Consider the following 22,246-nt stretch of genomic DNA (forward strand, 5'->3'; position numbering starts at 1 on the left):
GGCCCAGCCTAGCAGCCGGCAGCCTGCCGGCGGCGCAAATAAAAAGCCCCGCTGACCAGGGGGAGGTCAACGGGGCCGGGGAACGGGCACTTGGGGAGGAGTCCCCGTTCCGAGATCTGCTCCAGGGGATGGGAGAGATCCACAACAGGCATTGCGCCTGTCGAGAGCTATAGAACCACTCCGAACACTAACGGTTCGTGAAGGGAGCCAATTTAATGAACCGCAATGGGGCGAGTATTCATGGCCGAGTCAGAAACTGTGGCCAGATGAACAAATTCACGTCGTTTCAGGCCCGAAAGCGACTCAGTGTGCCTCGTCCCAGTTGTTACCTACGCCGGTGTCGACCACCAGAGGAACGCGCAACTGTGCCGATTGCGACATGCGCTGCACCACATTTTCCCGCAGCTCCTCGACAAACGCAGTCTCGGTTTCGAACACCAGTTCATCGTGCACCTGCAGGATCATCCGCGCCGGGGCCCCGCTGTCGCGCAGCCAGCGGTCAACATCCACCATCGCGCGCTTGATGATGTCGGCAGCGGTGCCCTGCATCGGCGCGTTGATCGCCGCGCGTTCAGCACCGGCACGCAGGCCCTGGTTGCGTGCATGGATATCGTTCAGATACAGGCGGCGGCCGAACAGCGTCTCCACATAGCCCTGGTCACGGGCCTGCTGGCGCATCCGCTCCATGAAGTCACGCACGCCCGGGTAACGGCTGAAGTACAACGCCACATAATCCTGCGCCTGGCCACGGTCGATGCCCAGGTTGCGGGCCAGGCCGAAGGCGCTCATGCCGTACATCAGGCCGAAATTGATCGCCTTGGCCGCGCGGCGCTCGTTCGGCGTCACCTCGTCCAGGGTGCGGCCGAACACTTCTGCGGCGGTGGCGCGGTGCACGTCGGCGCCCTGCTCGAAGGCGCGCACCAGGCCCGGGTCTTCGGACAGGTGGGCCATGATCCGCAGTTCGATCTGTGAATAGTCGGCGGCCAGCAACTGGCAGCCTTCCGGTGCGACGAAGGCGCGGCGGATGCGGCGGCCATCTTCGGTGCGGATCGGGATGTTCTGCAGGTTCGGGTCGGAGGAGGACAGGCGGCCGGTGGCAGCGCCGGACTGGTGGTAGCTGGTGTGCACCCTGCCGGTATCCGGGTTGACCATCTCCGGCAGCTTGTCGGTATAGGTGCTGCGCAGCTTGGCCAGGCCACGGTAATCGAGGATCACCCGCGGCAGCTCATGCTGGTCGGCGATCGCCTCCAGCGCCTCTTCATTGGTGCTGGGCTGGCCCTTCGGGGTCTTCACCACCGCCGGCAGCTTCAGCTCGTCGAACAGCACGGCCTGCAGCTGCTTCGGCGAATCCAGGTTGAAACTGCGCCCGGCCAGCTCGGTGGCCTTCTGCTGCGCGGCCAGCATGCGCGAAGACAGGTCCTGGCTCTGCCGGCGCAGCTCGTCGGCATCGATGCGCACACCGTTGGCCTCGATGCTGGCCAGTACCGGCACCAGGGGCATCTCGATGTCGCGGTACACGCTGTCCAGGGCCGGTTCGGCCAGCAGCTGCGGTTGCAGCGCGCGGTGCAGGCGCAGGGTGATGTCGGCGTCCTCGGCCGCATAGCGGCTGGCCTCGTCGATGCCCACCTGCGAGAACGGAATCTGCTTGGCGCCCTTGCCGGCCACGTCCTCGAACTTGATGGTGGTGTAGCCCAGGTAACGCAGGGCCAGCGAATCCATGTCGTGGCGGGTGGCGGTGGAATTGAGCACGAAGCTCTCAAGCATGGTGTCGTCGTGGTAACCCTGCACCTCGACACCGTGGCGCCGCAGCACATGCAGGTCGTACTTGCCGTGCTGGCCCAGCTTCTTCCTTGCCGGGTCCTGCAGTACCGGGCGCAACGCGTCCAGCACCTGCTGCAGCGGCAGCTGCGCCGGTGCGCCGGGGTAGTCATGGCCCACCGGGATGTAGGCCGCCCTGCCCGGCTCGACCGCCAGGCTGACACCGACCAGGCGCGCGCGCATCGCATCCAGCGCGTCGGTCTCGGTATCGAAGCTGATCAGGTCGGCCTGCTGCAGCCGCTCCACCCAGGCCTGCAGCTGTTCGCTGGTAAGCACGGTCTCGTATTCACCTGGCGCGGCCAGTGCCGGATCCAGCGTGCCCTCGGCCGGTGCCTCCGCACTGCCACGGGCGAAGCCGGCCGCCGTGCCACGCAGGCTCGGTGCCGCCTCGCTGGCCACGGCCGGTGCCGGCAGCGGCGCCCCCAGTTCCTTCAGGGCCTGGGTGAACCCGTAGCGCGTGTACAGCTCGGTCAGCGCCGGCACGTCCTGTTCGCGCAGCGCCAGCGTGGTCGGGGTGGCCTCCAGCGCGACGTCGGTGCGGATCGTCACCAGTTCGCGGTTCAGCGGCAGGCGCTCCAGCGCCGCACGCAGGTTCTCGCCGATCTTGCCCTTCATGGACGGCGCGGCGGCCATCACGCCCTCCAGGTGCTGGTACTCCGCCAGCCACTTGGCGGCGGTCTTCGGCCCGCACTTCTCCACGCCCGGCACGTTGTCGACGCTGTCGCCCATCAGCGCCAGCAGGTCGACGATCTGGTCGGCGCGCACACCGAACTTCTCCATCACCGCCGCGTCCGAATCCATGCGGCTGCCGGTCATGGTGTTGACCAGTTCGATGCCCGGCCGCACCAGCTGGGCGAAGTCCTTGTCGCCGGTGGAGATCGTCACCTTCAGGTCCTGCGCCTGGCCCTGCAGGGCCAGCGTGCCGATCACATCGTCGGCTTCCACGCCCGGAACGCGCAGGATGCTGATGCCCAGCGCTTCGACGATGCGGCACATCGGCTCGACCTGGCTGCGCAGCTCGTCGGGCATCGGGGGACGGTTGGCCTTGTACTGGTCGTACAGGTCATCACGGAAGGTCTTGCCGGGCGCATCGACGACGAACGCGACGTAGGCCGGCCGCTCCTTCAGCGTCGAGCGCAGCATGTTGACCACGCCGAACAGCGCGCCGGTGGGCTCGCCCTGTGCATTGGACAGGGGCGGCAGCGCGTGGAACGCGCGGTACAGGTAACTGGACCCGTCGATCAGGACTAATCTGCTCATGCAGCGATTCTACGCGCCTGTCCCTGCACAGCGGCGACACGGCGCATGCCCGACGATGGGGCATAATCGAATCTCTTTCCAGGCAAAGGACCACCGCCCATGAAGACTCTGATGCTGGCCTCCCTGCTCCTGCTTGCCGGCTGCGCCAGCATGGGTGGCGCCGGGGCGCCCCCGGTCGACGTCAAGGGCGCCGAGGTCTCCAGCCGCACCATGAGCAACGGCGACACCATCGAGGAGTACCGCGTGGCCGGGCAGCTGCGCATGGTCAAGGTGACGCCGTCGCGGGGTGCCCCGTTCTACATGTACGACAAGAACGGCGATGGCCGCATGGACACCGACAAGGACGGCGTCTCGCCGGTGTACTGGAAGCTCTACAGCTGGTGATGTGACAGGGGGCGGATCCCTTTCCGCAGGATCCGACCCCAGCGAGCCCGGCTGCATAAAAGATGACGCCGGCGCGCATCCTGCGGCCGGCGTCGGTGTCCCCTCCCCGGGAACACGTGCCTCAGCGGATGACCAGCACCGGAAGCGTGCTGCGTGCCAGCACCTCGGCGGTCTGGCTGCCCAGCAGTACGCGGGTCACGCCACGACGGCCATGCGAGGTCATCACGATCAGGTCGCTGTTGCGCTCGGCAGCGGTCTCGATGATGCCGTCGGCCGCGTAGCGGTCCAGCACATGCACCGGGTTGGCCTGGATGCCCTGCTCAGCGGCTTTGGCCAGCGCAGGCTGCAGTACCTTCTGCGCGCCTTCCTCGCGATCGGCCTTGTACTCGGGGCTGTTCATGTAGCCCACGCTCCAGCCCATGGCGTCGTACATGCCGACAGCCCACGGCTCGGAAACGGTGACGATGTCGACCTCGGCGTTGAGGTCCTTCGCCAGCTCCAGGCCCTTGGCCAGGCCCTTGTCGGCCAGCTCGGACCCGTCGGTGGCGATCAGGATGCGCGTGTACATGGTAGGGCTCCGTGGCAATCCGCCGGATGGGAACGCCACCATTGCACACCCGATGTGCACGTGGCGCTTTGAGCAGGATCAATCCGGCGCCTGTAGAGCCGAGCCCATGCTCGGCTCCGGATGGATGAGCCGAGCGTGGGCTCGGCTCTACAGGTGGCCCTCTCAGGCGATCTGCACCACGCGTGCGTTCTGGCACAGCGGGTAGCTGGCCACGAACCCGGCGATCGCATCACGCATCGCCTCGAACGACTGGCCGTACATGTACAGCGCGGTCTCGGTCGGGCCCTGCCACCAGCTGCAGATCTCACCCAGGCCATCGATGCGTTCGGACAGCTGTTCGAACACATGGTTGGAATCGCATTGTTCGTAGACCTCGTCCGGCAGGTTCTGGCCATCCAGATAGATGCCCAGCCCTTCGGTGACGCCGAAACCGCGGTCGCCGTCCCCGGCGCCCTGCACCTTCGACCCCTTCGGCGCGCCCAGCTGCTCCAGCAGATCGATCAACTTCGGCACACCTGCCGCGTCATGAAGCGCCACCTCGATGTCGCCGTACTCGACCTCGCCGTCATCGGAGAGGGCGGTCCCGCCGCCGGTGATTTCGCCCACTTCGGCGGCCTGCAGCAGCGCGTCGAGCGGATCCTCAAACAGCTCGTGGCGATGCTCAGGCTGCAGCCTGGCGTTCAAGGTCACGGTGACATGCAGCGTGGGCTCGGTCATGGGGGCATTCCTGGAAGAGATGCCGCCTATTGTAGAGCCGAGCCCATGCTCGGCCGGGTGTTCCCGTGATGGGGTCGGAGCCCTCCCTGCGGGAGGGCTCCGACCCCTCGACGGGAATCAGATCACCGTCAGGTTGGCGTAGGCCATCACCAGCCACTTGCTGCCGGCGTCGGCGAACTCGACCTGCACGCGGGCGTGGGCGCCGTTGCCTTCGTAATCGGTCACCATGCCTTCGCCGAACTTGGGATGGCTGACCAGCGCGCCGAGCTTGATCGGCGGCAGCTCGATGGCGGCATGCCCCATCACCCGGCTGCTGCCCAGCGACGCGGGACGCGAGACCTGCACCTTCGGCCGCACTTCATGCAGCAGCCCGCGTGGAATCTCACGCAGGAAGCGCGAAGGCAGGCTGTAGTTGTCCTGGCCATGGATGCGGCGTGATTCGGCGTAGCACAGCACCAGCTTCTGCCGCGCCCGGGTGATGCCCACATACGCCAGGCGCCGCTCTTCCTCCAGCCGGCCGCTTTCTTCCAGCGAACGCGCGCTCGGGAACAGGCCATCCTCCATGCCGGCCAGGAACACCAGGGGGAATTCCAGGCCCTTCGCCGAATGCAGGGTCATCAGCTGCACGCCATCCTCGCCGGCCTGCGCCTGGCCCTCGCCGGCCTCCAGCGCAGCGTAGGCCAGGAACGCCACCAGCTCGTCCATGTCCTCGCCCACTTCCTCGATGTCATCGGCACGCCGCACGAAGCGCGAGGCGACCGAGACCAGTTCGTCGAGGTTGTCGGTGCGCGATTCGGAGTCGAGCGAATTGCGGCTTTCCTTGCTCCAGTGCTCACGCAGCTGCGAGCGCGAGAGCACGTGGTCCACGCGCTCGGCCAGGGTCATGTCCCGGGTCTGCGCCTGCAGTTCGTTGACCAGCACCAGGAATCCCGCCAGTGCGTTGCGCGCACGCGCGGCCAGCGCATTGCCCTGGGTGACCAGCATGGTGGCTTCCCACAGCGAAATGCCCTGCGCTCGTGCTTCGCGCCGCACTTCGTCGAGAGTGCGTTCACCGATGCCGCGGGTCGGCGTGTTCACCGCGCGCTCGAAGGCGGCATCGTCGTTGCGGTTGGAGAGCAGGCGCAGGTAGGCCAGCGCGTCCTTGATCTCGGCGCGTTCGAAGAAGCGCATGCCGCCGTACACGCGGTACGGCACCTGCTCGCTCAGCAGGGCTTCTTCCAGCGCACGCGACTGCGCATTGCTGCGGTAGAGCACGGCCACTTCGGTGTAGCTGCCACCATCGCGCACCCACTGGCGGGCACGTTCGACGATGTAGCGGGCCTCGTCCATCTCGTTGTACGCCGCGTACAGGTCGATCGGCTCGCCGTCACCGCTGTCGGTCCACAGCTGCTTGCCGATGCGATCGGGGTTGTGCGCGATCACCGCGTTGGCAGCACCGAGGATGTTGGCCGTGGAGCGGTAGTTCTGTTCCAGGCGGATGGTCTGCGCGCCCGGGAAATCACGCAGGAAGCCCTGCACGTTCTCCACCTTGGCACCGCGCCAGCCGTAGATGGCCTGGTCGTCGTCGCCGACCACGAACACATGGCCGGACTCCCCCGCCAGCACGCGCACGAAGGCGTACTGGATGGCATTGGTGTCCTGGAACTCGTCCACCAGGATCTCGCGGAAGCGGGCGCGGTAGTGCGCCAGCAGGCCGGGATTGTCACGCAGCAGCTCATGCGCGCGCAGCAGCAGTTCGGCGAAGTCGACCAGGCCGGCACGGTCGCAGCGCGCCTGGTACTCGATGTAGGCCTGGCGCATGGTTTCCAGCCACGCATCGTGCGGCTCGGGCTGGATGTGCTGCGGGCGGCGGCCTTCATCCTTCTGTTCGTTGATCCACCACGCGATCTGCTTGGGCGGATGCTTGCTGTCGTCGATCTCCAGTGCCTGCACCACGCGCTTGACCAGCCGCAGCTGGTCGTCCGAATCCATCACCTGGAAACCTTCGGGCAGCTTCGCGTCCTGCCAGTGCAGGCGCAGCAGGCGGTTGGCCAGGCCGTGGAAGGTACCGATCCACATGCCACGGCTGCCATGCGGCAGCTGTGCGTCGATGCGGTGGCGCATCTCGCCGGCGGCCTTGTTGGTGAAGGTCACCGCGAAGATGCCATGGGTCGGCACGCCTTCGACTTCATGCAGCCAGGCGATGCGGTGGGTAAGTACGCGGGTCTTGCCGGAACCGGCACCGGCCAGCACCAGGTGGTGGCCGGGGGGAGCGGAGACGGCTTCGCGCTGGGCCGGGTTCAGGCCATCAAGCAGGTGGGAGACATCCATGCCCCCATTTTACGGCATCGCCGTCGCGGCTCCTGCGACCACCTGGGTGGCCAGTGCCTGCGCCTGCTGGCGCAGTTCAGGCACCGCCAGGCTTTCCCACAGGCTGCCGATGCGCAGGCTGCCAAGTACGCCCAGCCGCGCCTGCGGCTGGCCGCCGGCGCTGCGCACGCGGTCGCCGGGCACCGTGCTGTCCAGGCCCAGCCCATGCGGCCCGGGACGGGCCAGGCCATCGGCCTGAAGCTGCTGCAGCAACGGATTGCGCAACGCGGTGGCGCGGGTCTCCACACCGGTGGCGTTGATCACACCCCCGATCGTCCACTGCTGCGGGTGTCCGGCCGCATCGTGGCCCGACAGCTGCAGCGCATCGCCCTCACGCCAGACCCGATCCAGGCGTGCGCGATGCACGCGCAGCTGACCGCTGGCCTGCAATGCGCGCAACTGTGCATCGACCTCTTCGGCGATGCGATGGCGATGTACATCCCAGTAGCGCACCACATGGCGCAGGAACCGCCGCTGGTCGGCCTCGTCGAGGCTGCACCACAGCGCCTGTCCATGCGGACGGAGGCGGTCCATCACGCCCTGCCAGGGCAGGCCATCCGCCTCGGCCCGGCGCACCTGCCGGCGCAGCGTGCGCAGGCGCTGGCGCAGCGTCATCGGCAGCAGGGGGGCGGGGTCGAAATCCGGCAGGCCCGCGTGCGCGTGCGGCAGCGGCAGCAGGCCGTGACGGGAAATCACATGCAGCGGGCCGGTGTGACCGGCCGCGACCAGCGCCAGCACCGTATCAGCCATGCTCAGACCGGAACCGACGATGGCCAGCGCGTGCGCGCCTGCCAACGCGCGCACGCCGTCGTAGTCCCAGGCTTCGACCACGGTGTCGGCAGGCAGTCCATCGGCACCGGCCACCGGCAGCGGACGCATGCTGTTGCCGGTGGCGAGCACCCCCTGCGCGGCATGCCATGTGTGGCCATCGCCCAGCTGCAGGCGATAACCGGAGTCATCCGGGGTGAGGCCCCGCACCGGCTGCGCGATCACCTGCAGCTGCGCCGGGCTGGCCGCAACCGCCTCCTGCAGACGCTGCTGCAGGTACGCGGCGAAATGATGGCGGCCGACATAACGCTCGCCCAGTACCTCGCGCGTCTCGCCCGGGTAGGCGTTGACGGCCATCAGGTAATCGAGGAAGTCACCGGGCTGCTCGGCGAACGCACTCATTTTCGCCGCCGGCACATTCAGCAGGTGCTCCGGCCACGGCGTGGCATAGGCGATGCCCTGGGCCAGCTGCGAGGCGGGTTCGAAGATGGCCAGCGCCAGTGGCGACCGGGCCTGGCGCAGCACCTGGATCGCCACCAGCACCCCGGCCGCACCACCACCGATGATCGCCAGGTCCAGTTCGCCATTACACGGTGAATCAGTCATGTGCCGATTGTAGGCCATCGGCCATGACGGGCCGGAGTGCCGCCGCGTGCGCAATGATCGAGACCGCTCGAGCTCCGGCGCACCGGTTCACATCAACGCGTCGGCCAGGCGTGCGATGCCTTCGCGGCTGCGGCGCCAGGCAGGACGCTTGCGCCACTGCTGCAGATCGAGCTGGCGCGACTGGCGCAGGTAATCGTCTTCAATGGCACACAGCTGCGTCACCAGCACGCGGTCGTAGCAGACCAGACCGATCTCGGCATTCAGCGCGAACGAGCGGATATCCATGTTGATCGAGCCGAGCACCGCGATGTCTTCATCCACGCTCATGTGCTTGGCGTGCAGGAACTGCGGCTCGTACAGGGCAATGCGCACGCCACAGCGCAGCAGCTCGTCGTAGTAGGCCTCCTGCGCCCAGGCGGTCAGCCGCTGGTTGTTGCTGGCCGACAGGATCAGCTGCACCTGCACCCCGGAAAGCGCGGCGATGCGCAGCGCGCTCAGGGTCGCTTCGTCCGGCACGAAGTACGGGGTGACCATCACCAGCCGCCGGCGGGCCAGATGGATCAGTGCGGCGACGGCATCACGCGCGTTGCTGTACGGATAGGCCGGCCCGCTGGGCAGCAGCTGGGTGGCAACATCGTCGCTGCACTCGGGTACGTCGGCAAGGACGTCCAGGCGCTGGCCGGTCTCGATGTACCAGTCGCTGGCGAACACGGCTTCCAGGTGTGCCACCGCCGGGCCGCGCACACGCGCCACCAGCTCGCGGTTGGGATGGCCTGGCACGAACTCCGGCCGTGCCAGGTTCTGCGAACCGATGTAGCCCACTTCGTTGTCGATCACCGCAATCTTGCGATGGTTGCGCAGGTCCATGCGGCCGCTGCGGCGCCAGCGCAGCCCGCCGGGCAGCATCGCCCGCACTTCGATATCGCGCGCCTGCAGGCGCTTGCGGTAGGCGCGCAGGCCGCGCTTGGCGCCCACCGCGTCCAGCAGCACCCTGCACTGCACGCCGCGGGCGGCGGCACGCTGCAGCGCCTCGACGATGGCCTCGCCCACCGAATCGTCGAACATCAGGTAGTACAGCAGGTGCACGCGGTCTTCGGCCTGGTCGATGTCGGCGATGAGCGTGTGCAGCGATTCGTCGTAATCGGTGAGCAGATCGACGGCGTTGCCGTGCACCGGCATGAAATCGCCCTGGCGCTGCACCAGCGGCACGATTTCCGCACTGGCCGTATCCGGTTCCGGCTTCCAGCGCAGGCGGCGCTGCAGCGCCTGCTCTTCGCGGATGACCTGCGAGGCCTCGGCCTGGCGGCGGATGCGCTCGCGCGACAGCCACGGGTGGCCGAACAGCAGATACAGCGGCAGGCCCAGCAGCGGCACGAAACCGACCAGCAGCAGCCAGCTGCGGGCCGCGCCCGGCGTGGTGCGGGTCGGAATCCAGCACAGCGCGACCAGCCGGATCAGCCAGTCGATCAGCAGCAGATACGATCCCAGCAACCACTCAACCAGCATCGCGTCGTCCGTCGGCAGGTGATGGGCCATTCTGCCCAGCAGGGTGTGTAGAGTCGAGCTTGCTCGACTGCCTCAGCGCAGCCGGGCACGGGCTCGGCTCTACAAGGGAGGGCGGGCTTCAATGCCGCACCGGCACCTCGCTCAGCTGGCGAACCGATTCGGCGTGGCGGCGGCCGTTGAGCGCCATGCAGGCAATGGCCTGCGCCGCCCGCTCCAGCTGTGCATCCGGCAGCGGCGAGGAGGTACCCTTGCTCAGCGCCAGATGGTGGTCGCACAGCAGCAGCGCCATGCCTTCGATGCCTTCGATGCCTTCCAGCATGCGCTGCAGGCGCAGCCAGCCCAGTTCCAGGTCCTGCCGGTGTGATGGGGTGTTCATGCAGCCTCCTTCAACGGATCTGGCCACCGGTGAAGGTGGCGGACGATGCGTGGTTGCAATACCGGGGAACAAGCAACGGGAACAAACCGGCGGGCACACGGCCCCCACGCACCGCCCGCCAGAAGGCAGAGCGGGTCGCCAGCCGCTGCAAAAGCAGGGGCAGCGGCTGGCGAATTTACCGTTACTCGATTCCTCGGGATTGCAAGCCCGACCGCTGCAGATGCAGCGGCTTGCCATCATGGACACAGCGAAGCCAGTGATTCCAATTGATTTGGATCGCGCGAACTGCCGGAACCGGTAGGAAGAATCACTTATCGCATTCGGCCCATGATTCCGCGCACTGCGCCATAGGCGACAGCCTGCGCAGGGAGTACGGCCGTGCCGGCCAAGGGCCGACACCCACCAGACCAGACGACAGGCAAGAAAAAACCCGCCACAAGGGCGGGTTTCTTCGCGGGGACCAGCAATCCGTGCGGATTACTTGATCTTGCCTTCCTTGTACAGGACGTGCTTGCGCACGACCGGATCGTACTTCAGGAATTCCATCTTCCCCGGGGTGTTCTTCTTGTTCTTGTCCGTGGTGTAGAAGTGGCCGGTACCGGCCGAGGAAATCATACGGACCTTATCGCGCTTGCCTGCCATGATGCTTTACTCCTCAGACCTTTTCGCCGCGCGCACGCAGCTCAGCCAGAACGGAATCGATGCCGTTCTTGTCGATGGTGCGCAGTGCATGCGCGGAAACACGAAGCTTGACCCAGCGGTTCTCGCTGGCCACCCAGAAACGGCGCTCGTGCAGATTCGGCAGGAAACGACGACGGGTCTTGTTGTTGGCGTGCGAGACGTTGTTACCCGTCTGCACTCGCTTGCCGGAAACCTGGCATACGCGGGACATTGCGCACCTCGATAGTAGTTGTTGTCAGCCCGTAGCCCGGGAGACGGCGGCCTCGGTGGTTGCCCACCACACGTCAAGAGAATCAAAGGGTTACGCTGGCGTTGGGCGGCCGGGGACGTGCTCCCGGGGGCGCCGCCCGGCACGAAACCGGACACAGCGAGCCGCGCATTATGCATGCAATCAAGGCCTTGCGCAAGTTACCCACAGGAGCGGCCGGGCGTGGGCTCGGCCCTGCGGGTCCATCACCCCAGCGCTTCCACCACCCAGTCGATGAATACCCGCAGGCGCTGGCTCATGTGCCGGTTCGGCGCAAACATGATGTGCATCGGCATCGACGGCAGCTGCCAGGCCTGCAGCAGCGGCAGCAGTTCACCGCGTGCCACGTGCGGCTCGGCCATGTAGCTGGGCAGGGCGACCACGCCCAGCCCGGCCAGGCCGGCGGCGAGATAGGCATTGCCGTCATCGAAGCCGACCGTATGGCGGCCCTGCACCTGGACGGTCTCATCGCCGCGCCGCGCGGCGAAGACCCGCGCCCGCCCGCTGCGTGGGCTGAGCAGCCCAACCATGTGGTGCTGCGGTCCCTCCAGCGCGCGCGGATGCTCCGGCAGACCAAAGCGCTGCACGTAGTCCGGGCTGGCGTGGAAGCCGATCGGCAGCTCGCCCAGCGGCCGTGCCACCAGGGCCGGGTCGGCCGGGGTGCCGCCACGGATCACGCAGTCGACGTTGTCGGCGATGACGTCGACCTCGCGGTCGCTGACGCCGATGTCCAGCTGGATCTCGGGGTAGCGCGCCTGGAAGTCCGGCAGTGCCGGCACCAGCCGCAGCCGCGCATAGGGCCCGGGCACGTCGATGCGCAGGCGGCCGCGCGGCTGCACGGCGGCATCGCCCAGGCCACCCTCGACCTCTTCCAGCTCGGCCAGCAGGCGGGCAATGCGGGGGTAGTAGGCCGCACCATCGGCGGTGACGCTGACCCGCCGCGTGGTGCGGTTGAGCAGGCGCAGACGCAGGTGCGCTTCTAGCTGCTGCACCAGCTGGGTCACCGTGGTGCGACTGATCTGCAGGGTCGTCGCGGCACGGGTGAAGCTGCCGGTCTCCACCACACGGGCAAAGGCGCGCATGGCCTCGAAGCGGTCCATCGGCGATCCGATTGTTTGGGTTGTGCGATCAATCTAGTCCGATCATCGCGGTATATCCAGACAACAATCGCGAGCAGGATGGCGGTTCTTCCCATCAGGCCCTTCCCATGTCACACCGCGATGTCGTTTTCCCCGTTGGCCGCCAGGCCCTGTATGACCGCAACCGCTACTCTCCGGCGATCCGGTCCAATGGCTTCCTGTTCGTCTCCGGGCAGGTCGGCAGCCGCGAGGATGGCTCGCCCGAACCGGACTTCGAGGCGCAGGTCCGTCGCGCCTTCGACAATCTCAATGCGGTGCTGGCCGCCGCAGGCTGCACGTTCGATGACGTGATCGACGTGACCGTGTTCCTGGTCGATCCGGAGAAGAACTTCGAGAAGGCCTGGGCGATCGTGCCCGAGTACTGGGGCGAGGCGCCGCACCCCACCCTGACCGGTATCGGCGTGACCTGGCTGTACGGCTTCCAGTTCGAGATCAAGGTGATCGCGAAACTGCCGTGAGCGGAACGCCGCCGGCCCGCACCGGCTGCCAGGGCTACTCGGATGCGAACTGCAGCGTGCGGCGCCAGCGCAACGGCTTCGCCTGGCGGGCCGGGTCGGGGCCGAACCGGCTCAACCAGCCTGCCGCAAGCGCACGCTCGCGCAGGCGCTCACCCACGCCCTCGGCATGCTCCACCTCAACGTGGGTCACATTGCCCTCCGCATCCACATCCATCGCCCAGACCAGCGTGCCCACCCACTCGGCCGGCGGAATGGACGCGTCGTAGTTCGGCCTCCCAGCCACGTACGGCTGGTCGTGCCGCAGGTACAGGGGCGACGTTTCGAGCCGGTGGTCCACGCGGATCTGCGCACTGCCACGGCGCCCATCGCCCAGCACGGCGTCGACGGTCCACATCCCCACGGCACCGGCGGTGCCCAGATCGGCCTCGTAGCATTTCTTGCGGCCACGGTAATCCTCATGGGCCGTGCGCGAGACCCGTCCACCCTTGGCATCGCGGATCTCGATCTGCAGCCCACCCACGTCGGTGTCGTCGAGATCGGCGGCCACGCAGATACGATGGTCATGCTGTCCATCGGCAATGAACAGCTGTGTCTGCGAGCGCGCCAGTGCATCGGCCGGCGTCGGCGACCACAGGAATTCCACATAGACGTCGTCGGCTGCGCGGGCGGCCGGGCTGGCCAGAAGCAGCACCAGGCCTGCGGTGGCAATGCGTGCGTTCATCTTCCTGCCTCGGTGACGGGACTCGATGCGGGGCGGGGGTGGAACAGCGCAATCCCCCCAGCTGAACGGGAGATTCCGACGAATTCCCGAAGTGGCCATTGATATTGTATCCGGCGAAAACCGCTTGCTAGCCTCCCCTCCATGCGCCGGATCGCCCGCCACCTACGCTCGTACCTGCTGATGCTGCTGATGGCGGCATTCGTGGTCGTGCCGGTGGCCGACGCGCTGGCGTGCGCGGTGGAACCGCATGCCAGCGTGGCACATGTGGAGTCGGCGGCCGATGACACCGCAGGCGACAGTGACAGCAAGCACACCGGTGCCTGCACGCATAACCACTGCCACCATTCCACCTCCAGCCTGCCGGCGAACACCTTCGCCGCCTTCGATGCGCCGCTGCCGGCGCGCTGGATGACGGCCGGCGATGCGACGGCCTACGCCGTCGCCCAGGATGAACTGACGCGTCCCCCCCGGGCGTGAGCTGAGCGCGTCCCGCTGCTGCGGGCTCCCGTTTCACTCACAACCGGAATCCCCCTATGTCGATCCTGACACCACGGTCGCCGCGTGCGGCCGGGCTGGTCGTCGCCGTGTTGCTGGGCCTGGCCCCGGCGGCATCGGTGATGGCGCAAGCTGCTCCTTCCTACGACACCCTGCTTGAACGACTGGACCAGCTGCCCGGCGCCCGTGTGGGCTCGGCGCTGGCCGAGGCTGCCGACGCCCGCGCCGACCAGGCCCGTGCGCTGCCCAATCCTTCCCTTTCCTGGTCGGCCGAGAACGCGTGGGGCACCGGCTCCTACGGCGGCATGGGCAAGGCCGACAGTGTGCTCAGCCTGTCCCAGCCGCTGGAGGTCTGGGGCCAGCGCGGCGCGCGCGTACGTGCCGCCCGTGCCGAGGCCCAGGCCGCCAATCTGCGTGGCGCGCAAAGCCGCAGTGATGTTGCCGGCCAGCTGGCCGCGGCCTACGCACAGGCAGAGAGCGCATTGCGCCGCTACACCCTGGCCGAAGAGGCGCTGGCCCTGACCCGCGACGATGCCAAGGCCGTCAATGCCATGGTCAGGCAAGGGCGTGAACCGCAACTGCGTGCGGTGCAGGCGCAGAGCGAGGTGGCCAATGCCAGCGCCGCGCTGGACGAGGCGCAGGCCTTCCGCGACGCCGCGCTGGCGCGCCTGGCCGGCGCCGCGCTGCTGGATTCGCCGGTGCAGTCGATCGACAGCAGCCTGCTCGACCGCGCACCTCCGCTGCCACGCGGCGCCACCGATGCCGCACTCGCGGTGCGTATCGCCGAAGCCGAAGCCGATGCGGCCGGCCGGCTGGTGGACGTCGAGCGCAAGCGGGCGCTGCCCGACCTGAGCCTGACCGCCGGACAGACCCGCTTCCGCGAAGGCGGCGAACGCGCTTACACGCTCGGCGTCAGCCTGACCGTGCCGTTGTTCGACCGCAACCGGGGCGGCATCCGTGCCGCCAGTGCCGACCAGCGCGCGGCCGAAGCCCGCCTGGACCAGCAACGCCGCGACAGCGAGGCCGGACGGCTGTCGGCCATTGCCGGGCTGAAGGCCGCCAGCAGCCGCACCCGCGCCGCCGATGAAAGCGTGGTGGCGGCCGAGGAAGCCTATCGGCTGGCCCGCGTCGGCTTCGATGCCGGACGCATCTCGCAGCTGGAACTGCGCAGCACGCGCAGCGCGCTCATTGCCGCCCGCGGCACCGCGGTGGATGCACGCCTGTCGCGCGTCGCCGCGGAAATCGATCTTGCCCGCCTCGAGGGGCGCGCACCCTTTATGGAGGCCCCATGACACTGTCCCGTTCCTTTCCCCTGCTTGGCGGCGTCGTGCTGGCCGTTCTCCTCGCCGGCTGCGCCGGCAACGCACAGACACCGGAAACAGCCGATGCCACTGCAGCCAAAGCCGGCAGCGATGACGGCCACGGCCACGCAGCCGACAGCCCGGACGCCAAGGCCGAGGCTACCAAGGCACCGGCCGACGCCGACGAAGGCGTGGTGCAGCTGACGCCGGAACAGATCAAGGCGTCCGGTATCGAAGTGGTGGCCGTCGGACGCGGTGGTGGCGGCTCCACCCGCCTGTCGGGCCGTGTCGAACCATCGGTGGGCGCACGTGCCTCGGTGGCGTCCACCGTGAGCGGTCGCGTCGAACGTGTGCTGGTGGCACCAGGCACAGCGGTGAAGCAGAACCAGGCCCTGGCGATCGTGGTCAGCGGCGAAGCCGCCGTGTTCCGCGCCAACGCTCTGGCCGCATCGGCCGAAGCCGAGGCGGCACGCCTGGCCTACGGCCGCGACAAGGCGCTGGTCGAACAGGGCGTGGTCGCCCGCCAGGAGCTGGAAGCATCGCGCGCCCGTTCGCTGGCCGCACAGGCGCAGGCGACTGCCGCACAGGCGCAGGCCGCGGCCAACGGTGCGCCCGATGCCAGTGGCCGCGTGCGCATCACCAGCCCGGTGACCGGCATCGTCGGCAACGTCCAGGTCACTCCAGGCGGCGTGGTCGCCGCAGGCAGCGCGGTGGCCGATGTCGCCGATCCGGCGATGAACGAACTGGTGTTCACCGCACCGCCTGCGCTGGCCGCGCAGGTCACCCCGGGCATGACGCTGGACGTCACGGTGCCGGGCGGCAGCTTCACCGCCACGGTCACCGGCTCTGCGGCCGACGTGCGCCAGCAGGGCGGCGTGGCGGTCATCCGCGCGACGCCGGTGGAGGCGGCTTTGCCGCCGGCCGGTTCGCCGGTGTCGGCCAGGGTGGTCACCGAAGGCCGGGACGGTGCACTGAGCGTGCCAGCCGATGCCGTGCAGAACGTCGACGGCAGCAGCGCCGTGTTCGTCGCCGTGGAAGGCGGTTTCAAGGCACAGCCGGTGCTGGCCGGCCGTCGTGCCGGTGATCGCATCGAGATCCTCGGTGGACTGAGCGGCAACGAGCGCATCGTCGGCACCAATGCCTTCCTGCTCAAGGCCGAACTGGCCAAGGGCGAAGCCGAGCACGGCCACTGAGGAGGCGACCATGTTCAAGCTCATCATTGAATCAGCGGTGCGCTTCCGCTGGCTGGTGGTGTTCCTGGCGGCGCTGATCGCGGCCTGGGGCCTGTTCCAGCTGGGCAAGCTGCCGATCGACGCCGTGCCGGACATCACCAACCGCCAGGTACAGATCAACACGGTGGCACCTGCGCTGACACCGGAACAGATCGAGCGGCAGGTGACCTACCCGCTGGAAACCGCGCTGGCCGGCATTCCCGGCCTGACCACCACCCGTTCGCTGTCGCGCAACGGCTTCTCCCAGGTCACCGCGATCTTCACCGACGCGACCGACATCTACTTCGCCCGCCAGCAGGTGGCCGAGCGCATGCGTGAAGCAGCGGAAGATCTGCCCGATGGCGCGTCGCCGCTGCTGTCGCCGGTCACCACCGGCCTGGGCGAGGTGCTGATGTGGACGGTGGACTTCACCCCGTTCGATCCCGCCCGGCTGGCCAGACCGGGGGAAGCGGGCTGGCAGGCCGGCGAGGTCTACCGGACACCGGAGGGCAGCCTGCTGCGCACGCCGGAAGAACGCGCCACCTACCTGCGTACGGTGCAGGACTGGATCATCGCGCCGCAGATGCGCTCCAGCCCGGGATTGGCCGGCGTCGATACGGTCGGTGGGTACGTGAAGGAGTACGGCGTGCACCCGGACACTGCCAGGCTGGCTGCGCATGGCCTGGGCCTGGCCGACCTGGTCACGGCACTGCAGCGCGCCAACGTGCAGGCGGGTGCCGGTTTCGTGCAGCGTGCCGGCGAAGGCCTGGTGGTACGTGCGGACGGCCTGGCACTGACCACTGATGATCTGGCGCAGGCCCCCGTTGCGACCCGCAACGGCGTGGTGGTGCGCGTGGCCGACGTGGCCGATGTCGATCTCAGCCGTGCACCGCGCCTGGGCGCGGCCAGCCGCAATGGTCACGAGGCCGTGCTCGGTACCGCCTTGATGATCGCCGGTGGCAACAGCCGCACCGTCGCGCAGGCGGCAGCGGCGCGCCTGGAGCAGGTCAACAGGTCGTTGCCGGCCGACATCGTGGCCGTGCCGGTGCTGGACCGCAGCGTGCTGGTGAACTCCACCATCAGAACCGTGGCAAAGAACCTCACCGAAGGTGCGCTGCTGGTGGTGGTGGTGCTGTTCCTGCTGCTGGGCAACCTGCGCGCGGCAACCATCACCGCGCTGGTGATTCCGCTGTCGTTCCTGTTCGCCGTGATCGGCATGAACCGCTTCGGCATCAGCGGCAATCTGATGAGCCTGGGTGCGCTGGATTTCGGCATCCTGGTGGACGGTGCAGTGATCGTGATCGAGTCGACGCTGCTGATGCTGGGCCAGCGCCGCGCCGAACTGGGCCGTGCGCTGACCGCGATGGAACGTCTGCGCGTGGCGGCGGAGTCGGCGCGGAAGATGGCGCGTCCAGCGGCGTTCGGCCAGTTGATCATCCTGCTGGTGTTTGCGCCGATCCTGACCCTGGAAGGCGTGGAAGGAAAAACGTTTCATCCGATGGCCGCCACGTTCATGCTGGCTCTGGTGGGTGCCTTCCTGTTCTCCTTCACCTTCGTGCCGGCCATGGCTGCGCTGCTGGTGCGCGAGCCGAAGCTGAAGGAAAGCGGGGCGCACGCCGATGACGGCGAACACGAAACACGCCTGATCCGCGTGCTGCGCGCACGCATCGAACCGGTGATCCGCAAGGCGGTGGACCACCCGCGCTCGGTGCTGGCCGGCGCGGTGATGATGGTGGTGGTGGGCATCGGTTCGTTCTCGCTGCTGGGCCGCGAATTCATGCCGACGCTGGATGAGGGCAATGTGGCGATGCAGGCGCTGCGCGTACCGTCGACCTCGCTGGAGCAGTCGCTGGCGATGCAGCTGGCGCTGGAAAAGGCGATTGCCGGGCAACCGGAAGTGGAAACCGTGTTTTCGCGCACCGGTACCGCTGAAGCCGCGATCGACCCGATGCCGACCAACATCTCCGACAGCGTGATCGTGCTGAAGCCGCGCAAGGAGTGGCCCGATCCGACGCTGGACAAGGAGGCGCTGGTGGCGCGCTTCGAGGCGCTGGCCGGGCAGCAGCTGGGCAACAGCTTCGAGTTCAGCCAGCCGATCGAGCTGCGCTTCAACGAGCTGATCTCCGGCGTGCGCACCGACCTGGCGGTGATGATCTTCGGCGATGACTTCAGCCAGCTGCAGAAGGTGGCCGACCAGGTCGCGTTGAAGCTGCGTGCGGTGGACGGTGCGGCTGACGTGCGGGTGGAGCAGATTTCCGGCCTGCCGACCCTGAACGTGAAGATCGACCCTGTCGCCGCCGCGCAGTACGGGCTGACCGCTGCGGACGTAAGCGATGCACTGGCCACCGGCATCGGTGGCACGGCGGCCGGCAAGATCTTCGAGGGCGACCGACGCTTCGACGTGGTGGTGCGGCTGGACGATGCCGCACGCAACGATCCGGACCAGCTGTCATCGCTGCCGATTGCCACACCGGCCGGACTGGTCATTCCGCTGTCCTCGGTGGCCCGCATCACGGTCAGCGAGGGACCGAACCAGATCAGCCGCAACAATGGCAGCCGCCGGGTGGTGGTGCAGGCCAATGTGCGCGGCCGCGACCTGGGCGGCTTCGTCGGCGAAGCGCAGGCAGCGGTGGCCGACGTGGCGCTGCCGCCGGGCGCCTATCTCACCTGGGGTGGCCAGTTCGAGAACCTGCAGCGCGCGGAAAAGCGCCTGGCAACGGTGGTGCCGGTCGTTTTCCTGCTGATCGGCAGCCTGCTGTTCATGGCCCTGCGCAGTGGCAAGGAAGCCGTGCTGGTGTTCAGCTGCGTGCCGCTGGCGCTGGTCGGCGGCATTCTCGCCCTGCTGCTGCGTGGCATGCCCTTCTCGGTATCGGCTGCGGTCGGCTTCATCGCCGTGTCCGGCGTGGCCACGCTGAACGGCCTGGTGTTGATGCAGGCCGTCCGCGAGCGGCTCGATGCCGGTGACCTGCCCCTGCAGGCGGCAATCAACGGTGCCGCCAGCCGGATCCGCGCGGTGCTGACCACGGCACTGGTGGCGATTGTCGGCTTCATTCCGATGGCGATCGCCAGTGGCTCCGGTGCGGAGGTGCAGAAACCGCTGGCGACGGTGGTGATCGGTGGCCTGATCACGGCGACCGCGCTGACCCTGCTGGTGCTGCCGACCTTCGCTGCGCGCGTGGCCAGGCCTCGGCCGGCCAACGTGGCCGGCACGTCGCACTGAGGCCCTTCTGGCCCGGCCAGGGATGTACCTGCCGGGTCGATCACCTGCAAGGAGACGTTGCATGACCACACCGCAGGACCGCACCCGCCACCTGGTCCAGGCCGGCGCCTTCCTGATCGAACTGGCCGACAACGCCGGGCTGCCGATGGATATCCGGGCCGAAGCGCATCGCCTGCTGCGTCATTACCCTACGGTCAGCGAGATCCGGATGATGGCGCAGCTGGAGAACAATACGGCGATCTTCAAGGTGCCGTTGATCGCCGACGCCTTCGAGCGCGAATGGGTGGATCGCTACACGCGCGGTGCGCATCGATGAAGACGCGGCGGGGCCGGGGTTCCTGGAGGAAACCCGGCCCCGTCTGCCGCGCTTCGCGCTCGCCGGGCGTGGCCCGGCGCTACCACCGCGCATTCCGGTAGCGCCGGGCCATGCCCGGCGGCATTTCGGATCAGGCCTGCTTGCGCTGCGCGATATAGGCCTGGATCTGCTGTTCCAGTACCGGCAGCGGCACCGACCCCTGCTTGAGCACGGCGTCATGGAAACCCTTGACGTCGAACTTGTCGCCCAGCTCCTTCTCGGCCTGCGCGCGCAGGCGCACGATGGCGATCTCGCCGAGCTTGTAGCTCAACGCCTGGCCCGGCCAGGAGATGTAGCGATCCACTTCGGTGGTCACTTCGTGCTCGCTCAGCGCGGTATGGTCACGCAGGTAGGCGATGGCCTGTTCCCGGGTCCAGCCCTTGCTGTGCACCCCGGTATCGATCACCAGGCGTGCCGCGCGCCACATCTCGTAGGTGAGGCGACCGAAATCCTCGTAGGGGGTTTCATAGATGCCCATCTCCACGCCCAGCTTCTCGCTGTACAGGCCCCAGCCTTCGCCGTAGGCGGAGATGTAGGCGTTGCGGCGGAACTCGGGCTGTTCGCCCTGTTCGGCGGCGAGCGCGCCCTGCAGGGCATGACCGGGATCGGACTCGTGCAGGGTCAGCGCTGGCAGGTTGTACAGCGGCCGCGCCGGCAGGTTGTAGGTGTTGAGCCAATAGGTGCCCATGCCACCGCGGCCTGCGGTCCAGAATGGCGCGATGTCCGGCGGCACCGGCACGATGGTGAAGCGCGCGCGCGGCAGTGTCATGTACTTGCCGATGACACCATCGATGCGCTTGGAGATCCACGCCGCCCGATACAGCAGCTCGTTCGGGGTCTTGGCGTAGAACTGCGGATCGGTGCGCAGGAAGGTCAGGAATTCGCCGAAACTGCCCTTGAAGCCGACCTGCTGGATGATGTCGTTCATCTCCTTCTGGATGCGCGCGACTTCGCCCAGGCCGATGCGATGGATCTCATCCGGCGACAGGTCCAGCGTGGTGTATTCGTGGATCTGCTGCCTGTAGAACGCCTTGCCCTCCGGCATCGCTTCGGCCGCCAGGGTGGTACGCGCCTGCGGGACGTACTCATTGACGAAGAAGGTACGCAGCTGCTGGAAGGCCGGCACCACCTTGCCGCTGATCACCGCACGGGCCTGCGCCTGCAGCTGCGCCTGCTCGGCCGCCGGAATGCTGGCCGGCAGCTTCTTGAACGGCGCGTACAGCGGCGACTCGGTGGGGTCCTTCAGCTCGGCGACGGTGGCAATGGAGACCTCGCGCCCGTCAAGCACCGCGCGGGGCACGCTGAAACCCCGCTTGAGTCCGGCGCGCATGTTCTCGGTCTGCTGGCCGAAATAGCGCGGCACGTCGTCCAGGCGTGCGATGTAGTTGCGGAAGTCCTGCGCGGTCTTCATCTCGCGCCGGGCCATGAACGAGAGATTGGACCAGAACGAGGAATCGGAGTTGAACGGCATCTCGTAGGCCCGCAGACGCACCTCCTCGGCGAGGTTGAACACCTGGTCGCGGTAGATCGCGTAGTTCACCTGGTTGTCGGCGCTGAGTGTCTTCGGGTCGATCTTCTTCAGCTCGGCCAGGGTCTGGTCCCAGACCTTCAGGCGCGCCTGCTGCGCGGCCGCGCCCACATCGGGCAGCCGCGTGGCGTTGGCCGGCGCGTCGCCATCCTCGCTGGCTTCACCGCCCCCGGCCTGGCGCCACTTCCATTCCTTTTCGTACAGCGCGCGGAAGGCGGCATCGGCCGCCGATTCGGTGGTCGCAGGGGCGGACGCCGCGAGCGCGGGCGGAGCCGCCACGACGGCAGCCGGAGCGGACAGGGCGATGAGCAGGGCAACGGCAAGACGGGTTTTCACGAGCACAGGTTCCCGGGAAGGCAGACGCCGATCATGGCACCGCCGGACAGCCGGGGCATGGTTCAAAAGTCCTGCCTGCGCTGCAGGACCGGTAACGCGGGGACCGCACACCTTCGCCGGGCATGGCCCGGCGCTACCGGCGTTCGATCCCGCCCAGGTGCCGCCTCAACGGTTGGATCGGTAGCGCGGGGCCATGCCCCGC

The 22,246-nt window shown here is 67.9% G+C and carries 19 protein-coding genes; 7 read left to right on the forward strand and 12 right to left on the reverse strand.

Going from position 1 to position 22,246, the window contains the following annotated elements:
- Positions 1 to 303 precede the first annotated feature (303 nt).
- The gene (polA, locus tag AC5P5M_RS07300; protein WP_253119103.1) at positions 304 to 3,078 is read right to left on the reverse strand and encodes a DNA polymerase I; all 2,775 of its coding nucleotides are present in this window, start codon (positions 3,076 to 3,078) and stop codon (positions 304 to 306) included.
- Positions 3,079 to 3,177: 99 nt separating this feature from the next.
- Between polA and AC5P5M_RS07305 the strand changes: the two genes are divergently transcribed.
- Positions 3,178 to 3,462, forward strand: coding sequence for a DUF2782 domain-containing protein (locus AC5P5M_RS07305; protein WP_053519930.1), 285 nt, complete (start codon positions 3,178 to 3,180; stop codon positions 3,460 to 3,462).
- Between the two features lie 121 nt (positions 3,463 to 3,583).
- Here the strand turns inward: AC5P5M_RS07305 and AC5P5M_RS07310 are convergent, their stop codons facing one another.
- The 9 genes from AC5P5M_RS07310 to AC5P5M_RS07350 all read right to left on the reverse strand — a co-directional run bounded on the left by AC5P5M_RS07310 (position 3,584) and on the right by AC5P5M_RS07350 (position 12,380).
- Complete coding sequence (locus AC5P5M_RS07310) at positions 3,584 to 4,030, reverse strand: universal stress protein (protein WP_049433086.1); 447 nt, start codon at positions 4,028 to 4,030, stop codon at positions 3,584 to 3,586.
- 162 nt (positions 4,031 to 4,192) lie between these two features.
- Positions 4,193 to 4,747, reverse strand: coding sequence for a hypothetical protein (locus AC5P5M_RS07315; RefSeq protein ID WP_049433087.1), 555 nt, complete (start codon positions 4,745 to 4,747; stop codon positions 4,193 to 4,195).
- A 117-nt stretch (positions 4,748 to 4,864) separates the two neighbouring features.
- Complete coding sequence (uvrD, locus tag AC5P5M_RS07320) at positions 4,865 to 7,057, reverse strand: DNA helicase II (protein WP_074900176.1); 2,193 nt, start codon at positions 7,055 to 7,057, stop codon at positions 4,865 to 4,867.
- A gap of 9 nt (positions 7,058 to 7,066) precedes the next feature.
- Entirely contained in the window at positions 7,067 to 8,488 is a 1,422-nt protein-coding gene (locus tag AC5P5M_RS07325) for an FAD/NAD(P)-binding protein (RefSeq protein WP_283219135.1), read from the reverse strand.
- A 69-nt stretch (positions 8,489 to 8,557) separates the two neighbouring features.
- Positions 8,558 to 9,976 (reverse strand): cardiolipin synthase, encoded by a 1,419-nt coding sequence (cls, locus tag AC5P5M_RS07330; RefSeq protein WP_461288371.1) that lies wholly within the window; start codon positions 9,974 to 9,976, stop codon positions 8,558 to 8,560.
- 118 nt (positions 9,977 to 10,094) lie between these two features.
- Positions 10,095 to 10,352, reverse strand: coding sequence for a hypothetical protein (locus AC5P5M_RS07335; RefSeq protein ID WP_495205702.1), 258 nt, complete (start codon positions 10,350 to 10,352; stop codon positions 10,095 to 10,097).
- Positions 10,353 to 10,829: 477 nt separating this feature from the next.
- Positions 10,830 to 10,997 carry a 50S ribosomal protein L33 gene (gene rpmG, locus AC5P5M_RS07340; RefSeq protein ID WP_169411268.1) on the reverse strand — a complete coding sequence of 56 codons (168 nt, stop codon included), beginning with the start codon at positions 10,995 to 10,997 and terminating at the stop codon, positions 10,830 to 10,832.
- Positions 10,998 to 11,007: 10 nt separating this feature from the next.
- On the reverse strand, positions 11,008 to 11,244 hold the full coding sequence (gene rpmB / locus AC5P5M_RS07345; RefSeq protein WP_005411638.1) for a 50S ribosomal protein L28: 237 nt from the start codon (positions 11,242 to 11,244) through the stop codon (positions 11,008 to 11,010).
- Positions 11,245 to 11,486: 242 nt separating this feature from the next.
- Entirely contained in the window at positions 11,487 to 12,380 is an 894-nt protein-coding gene (locus AC5P5M_RS07350; RefSeq protein ID WP_053517725.1) for a LysR family transcriptional regulator, read from the reverse strand.
- A 107-nt stretch (positions 12,381 to 12,487) separates the two neighbouring features.
- Here AC5P5M_RS07350 and AC5P5M_RS07355 point away from each other — a divergent pair, with 107 nt between their 5' ends.
- Positions 12,488 to 12,877, forward strand: a complete 390-nt coding sequence (locus AC5P5M_RS07355; protein ID WP_053517723.1) for a RidA family protein — start codon at positions 12,488 to 12,490, stop codon at positions 12,875 to 12,877.
- Positions 12,878 to 12,911: 34 nt separating this feature from the next.
- On the opposite strand, the gene AC5P5M_RS07360 is transcribed toward AC5P5M_RS07355, so the two are convergent.
- A complete protein-coding gene (locus AC5P5M_RS07360) occupies positions 12,912 to 13,598 on the reverse strand; it encodes a hypothetical protein (protein WP_262100256.1) in 687 nt (228 codons plus the stop codon).
- Positions 13,599 to 13,739: 141 nt separating this feature from the next.
- On the opposite strand from AC5P5M_RS07360, the gene AC5P5M_RS07365 reads away from it, so the two are divergent.
- The 5 genes from AC5P5M_RS07365 (at position 13,740) to AC5P5M_RS07385 (ending at position 20,141) form a co-directional block, all read left to right on the forward strand.
- Positions 13,740 to 14,075 (forward strand): hypothetical protein, encoded by a 336-nt coding sequence (locus AC5P5M_RS07365; protein WP_053517722.1) that lies wholly within the window; start codon positions 13,740 to 13,742, stop codon positions 14,073 to 14,075.
- Between the two features lie 56 nt (positions 14,076 to 14,131).
- Complete coding sequence (locus AC5P5M_RS07370) at positions 14,132 to 15,385, forward strand: TolC family protein (protein WP_053517721.1); 1,254 nt, start codon at positions 14,132 to 14,134, stop codon at positions 15,383 to 15,385.
- On the forward strand, positions 15,382 to 16,587 hold the full coding sequence (locus AC5P5M_RS07375; protein ID WP_111187182.1) for an efflux RND transporter periplasmic adaptor subunit: 1,206 nt from the start codon (positions 15,382 to 15,384) through the stop codon (positions 16,585 to 16,587). Before AC5P5M_RS07370 ends, AC5P5M_RS07375 begins: the two co-directional genes overlap by 4 nt.
- 10 nt (positions 16,588 to 16,597) lie before the next feature.
- The gene (locus tag AC5P5M_RS07380) at positions 16,598 to 19,825 is read left to right on the forward strand and encodes an efflux RND transporter permease subunit (protein ID WP_283219080.1); all 3,228 of its coding nucleotides are present in this window, start codon (positions 16,598 to 16,600) and stop codon (positions 19,823 to 19,825) included.
- Positions 19,826 to 19,886: 61 nt separating this feature from the next.
- Complete coding sequence (locus AC5P5M_RS07385; protein ID WP_128987622.1) at positions 19,887 to 20,141, forward strand: BPSL0761 family protein; 255 nt, start codon at positions 19,887 to 19,889, stop codon at positions 20,139 to 20,141.
- Between the two features lie 130 nt (positions 20,142 to 20,271).
- Here AC5P5M_RS07385 and AC5P5M_RS07390 read toward each other — a convergent pair whose 3' ends face one another.
- Positions 20,272 to 22,044 carry a DUF885 domain-containing protein gene (locus tag AC5P5M_RS07390; protein WP_283219079.1) on the reverse strand — a complete coding sequence of 591 codons (1,773 nt, stop codon included), beginning with the start codon at positions 22,042 to 22,044 and terminating at the stop codon, positions 20,272 to 20,274.
- Positions 22,045 to 22,246 lie beyond the last annotated feature (202 nt).

Source organism: Stenotrophomonas sp. YJH_SMC_106-19, assembly GCF_059368375.1.

Excerpts from the sequence above, each read along its gene's own strand:
- AC5P5M_RS07365 (WP_053517722.1), top strand. The coding sequence starts at position 13,740 with ATGCGCCGGATCGCCCGCCACCTACGCTCGTACCTGCTGATGCTGCTG.
- AC5P5M_RS07370 (WP_053517721.1), top strand. The coding sequence starts at position 14,132 with ATGTCGATCCTGACACCACGGTCGCCGCGTGCGGCCGGGCTGGTCGTC.
- AC5P5M_RS07360 (WP_262100256.1), bottom strand. The coding sequence starts at position 13,598 with ATGAACGCACGCATTGCCACCGCAGGCCTGGTGCTGCTTCTGGCCAGC.
- cls (WP_461288371.1), bottom strand. The coding sequence starts at position 9,976 with ATGCTGGTTGAGTGGTTGCTGGGATCGTATCTGCTGCTGATCGACTGG.
- uvrD (WP_074900176.1), bottom strand. The coding sequence starts at position 7,057 with ATGGATGTCTCCCACCTGCTTGATGGCCTGAACCCGGCCCAGCGCGAA.
- AC5P5M_RS07335 (WP_495205702.1), bottom strand. The coding sequence starts at position 10,352 with ATGAACACCCCATCACACCGGCAGGACCTGGAACTGGGCTGGCTGCGC.
- AC5P5M_RS07315 (WP_049433087.1), bottom strand. The coding sequence starts at position 4,747 with ATGACCGAGCCCACGCTGCATGTCACCGTGACCTTGAACGCCAGGCTG.
- AC5P5M_RS07305 (WP_053519930.1), top strand. The coding sequence starts at position 3,178 with ATGAAGACTCTGATGCTGGCCTCCCTGCTCCTGCTTGCCGGCTGCGCC.
- polA (WP_253119103.1), bottom strand. The coding sequence starts at position 3,078 with ATGAGCAGATTAGTCCTGATCGACGGGTCCAGTTACCTGTACCGCGCG.
- AC5P5M_RS07325 (WP_283219135.1), bottom strand. The coding sequence starts at position 8,488 with ATGGCCTACAATCGGCACATGACTGATTCACCGTGTAATGGCGAACTG.
- AC5P5M_RS07380 (WP_283219080.1), top strand. The coding sequence starts at position 16,598 with ATGTTCAAGCTCATCATTGAATCAGCGGTGCGCTTCCGCTGGCTGGTG.
- AC5P5M_RS07310 (WP_049433086.1), bottom strand. The coding sequence starts at position 4,030 with ATGTACACGCGCATCCTGATCGCCACCGACGGGTCCGAGCTGGCCGAC.
- rpmB (WP_005411638.1), bottom strand. The coding sequence starts at position 11,244 with ATGTCCCGCGTATGCCAGGTTTCCGGCAAGCGAGTGCAGACGGGTAAC.
- AC5P5M_RS07350 (WP_053517725.1), bottom strand. The coding sequence starts at position 12,380 with ATGGACCGCTTCGAGGCCATGCGCGCCTTTGCCCGTGTGGTGGAGACC.
- AC5P5M_RS07375 (WP_111187182.1), top strand. The coding sequence starts at position 15,382 with ATGACACTGTCCCGTTCCTTTCCCCTGCTTGGCGGCGTCGTGCTGGCC.
- AC5P5M_RS07355 (WP_053517723.1), top strand. The coding sequence starts at position 12,488 with ATGTCACACCGCGATGTCGTTTTCCCCGTTGGCCGCCAGGCCCTGTAT.
- AC5P5M_RS07385 (WP_128987622.1), top strand. The coding sequence starts at position 19,887 with ATGACCACACCGCAGGACCGCACCCGCCACCTGGTCCAGGCCGGCGCC.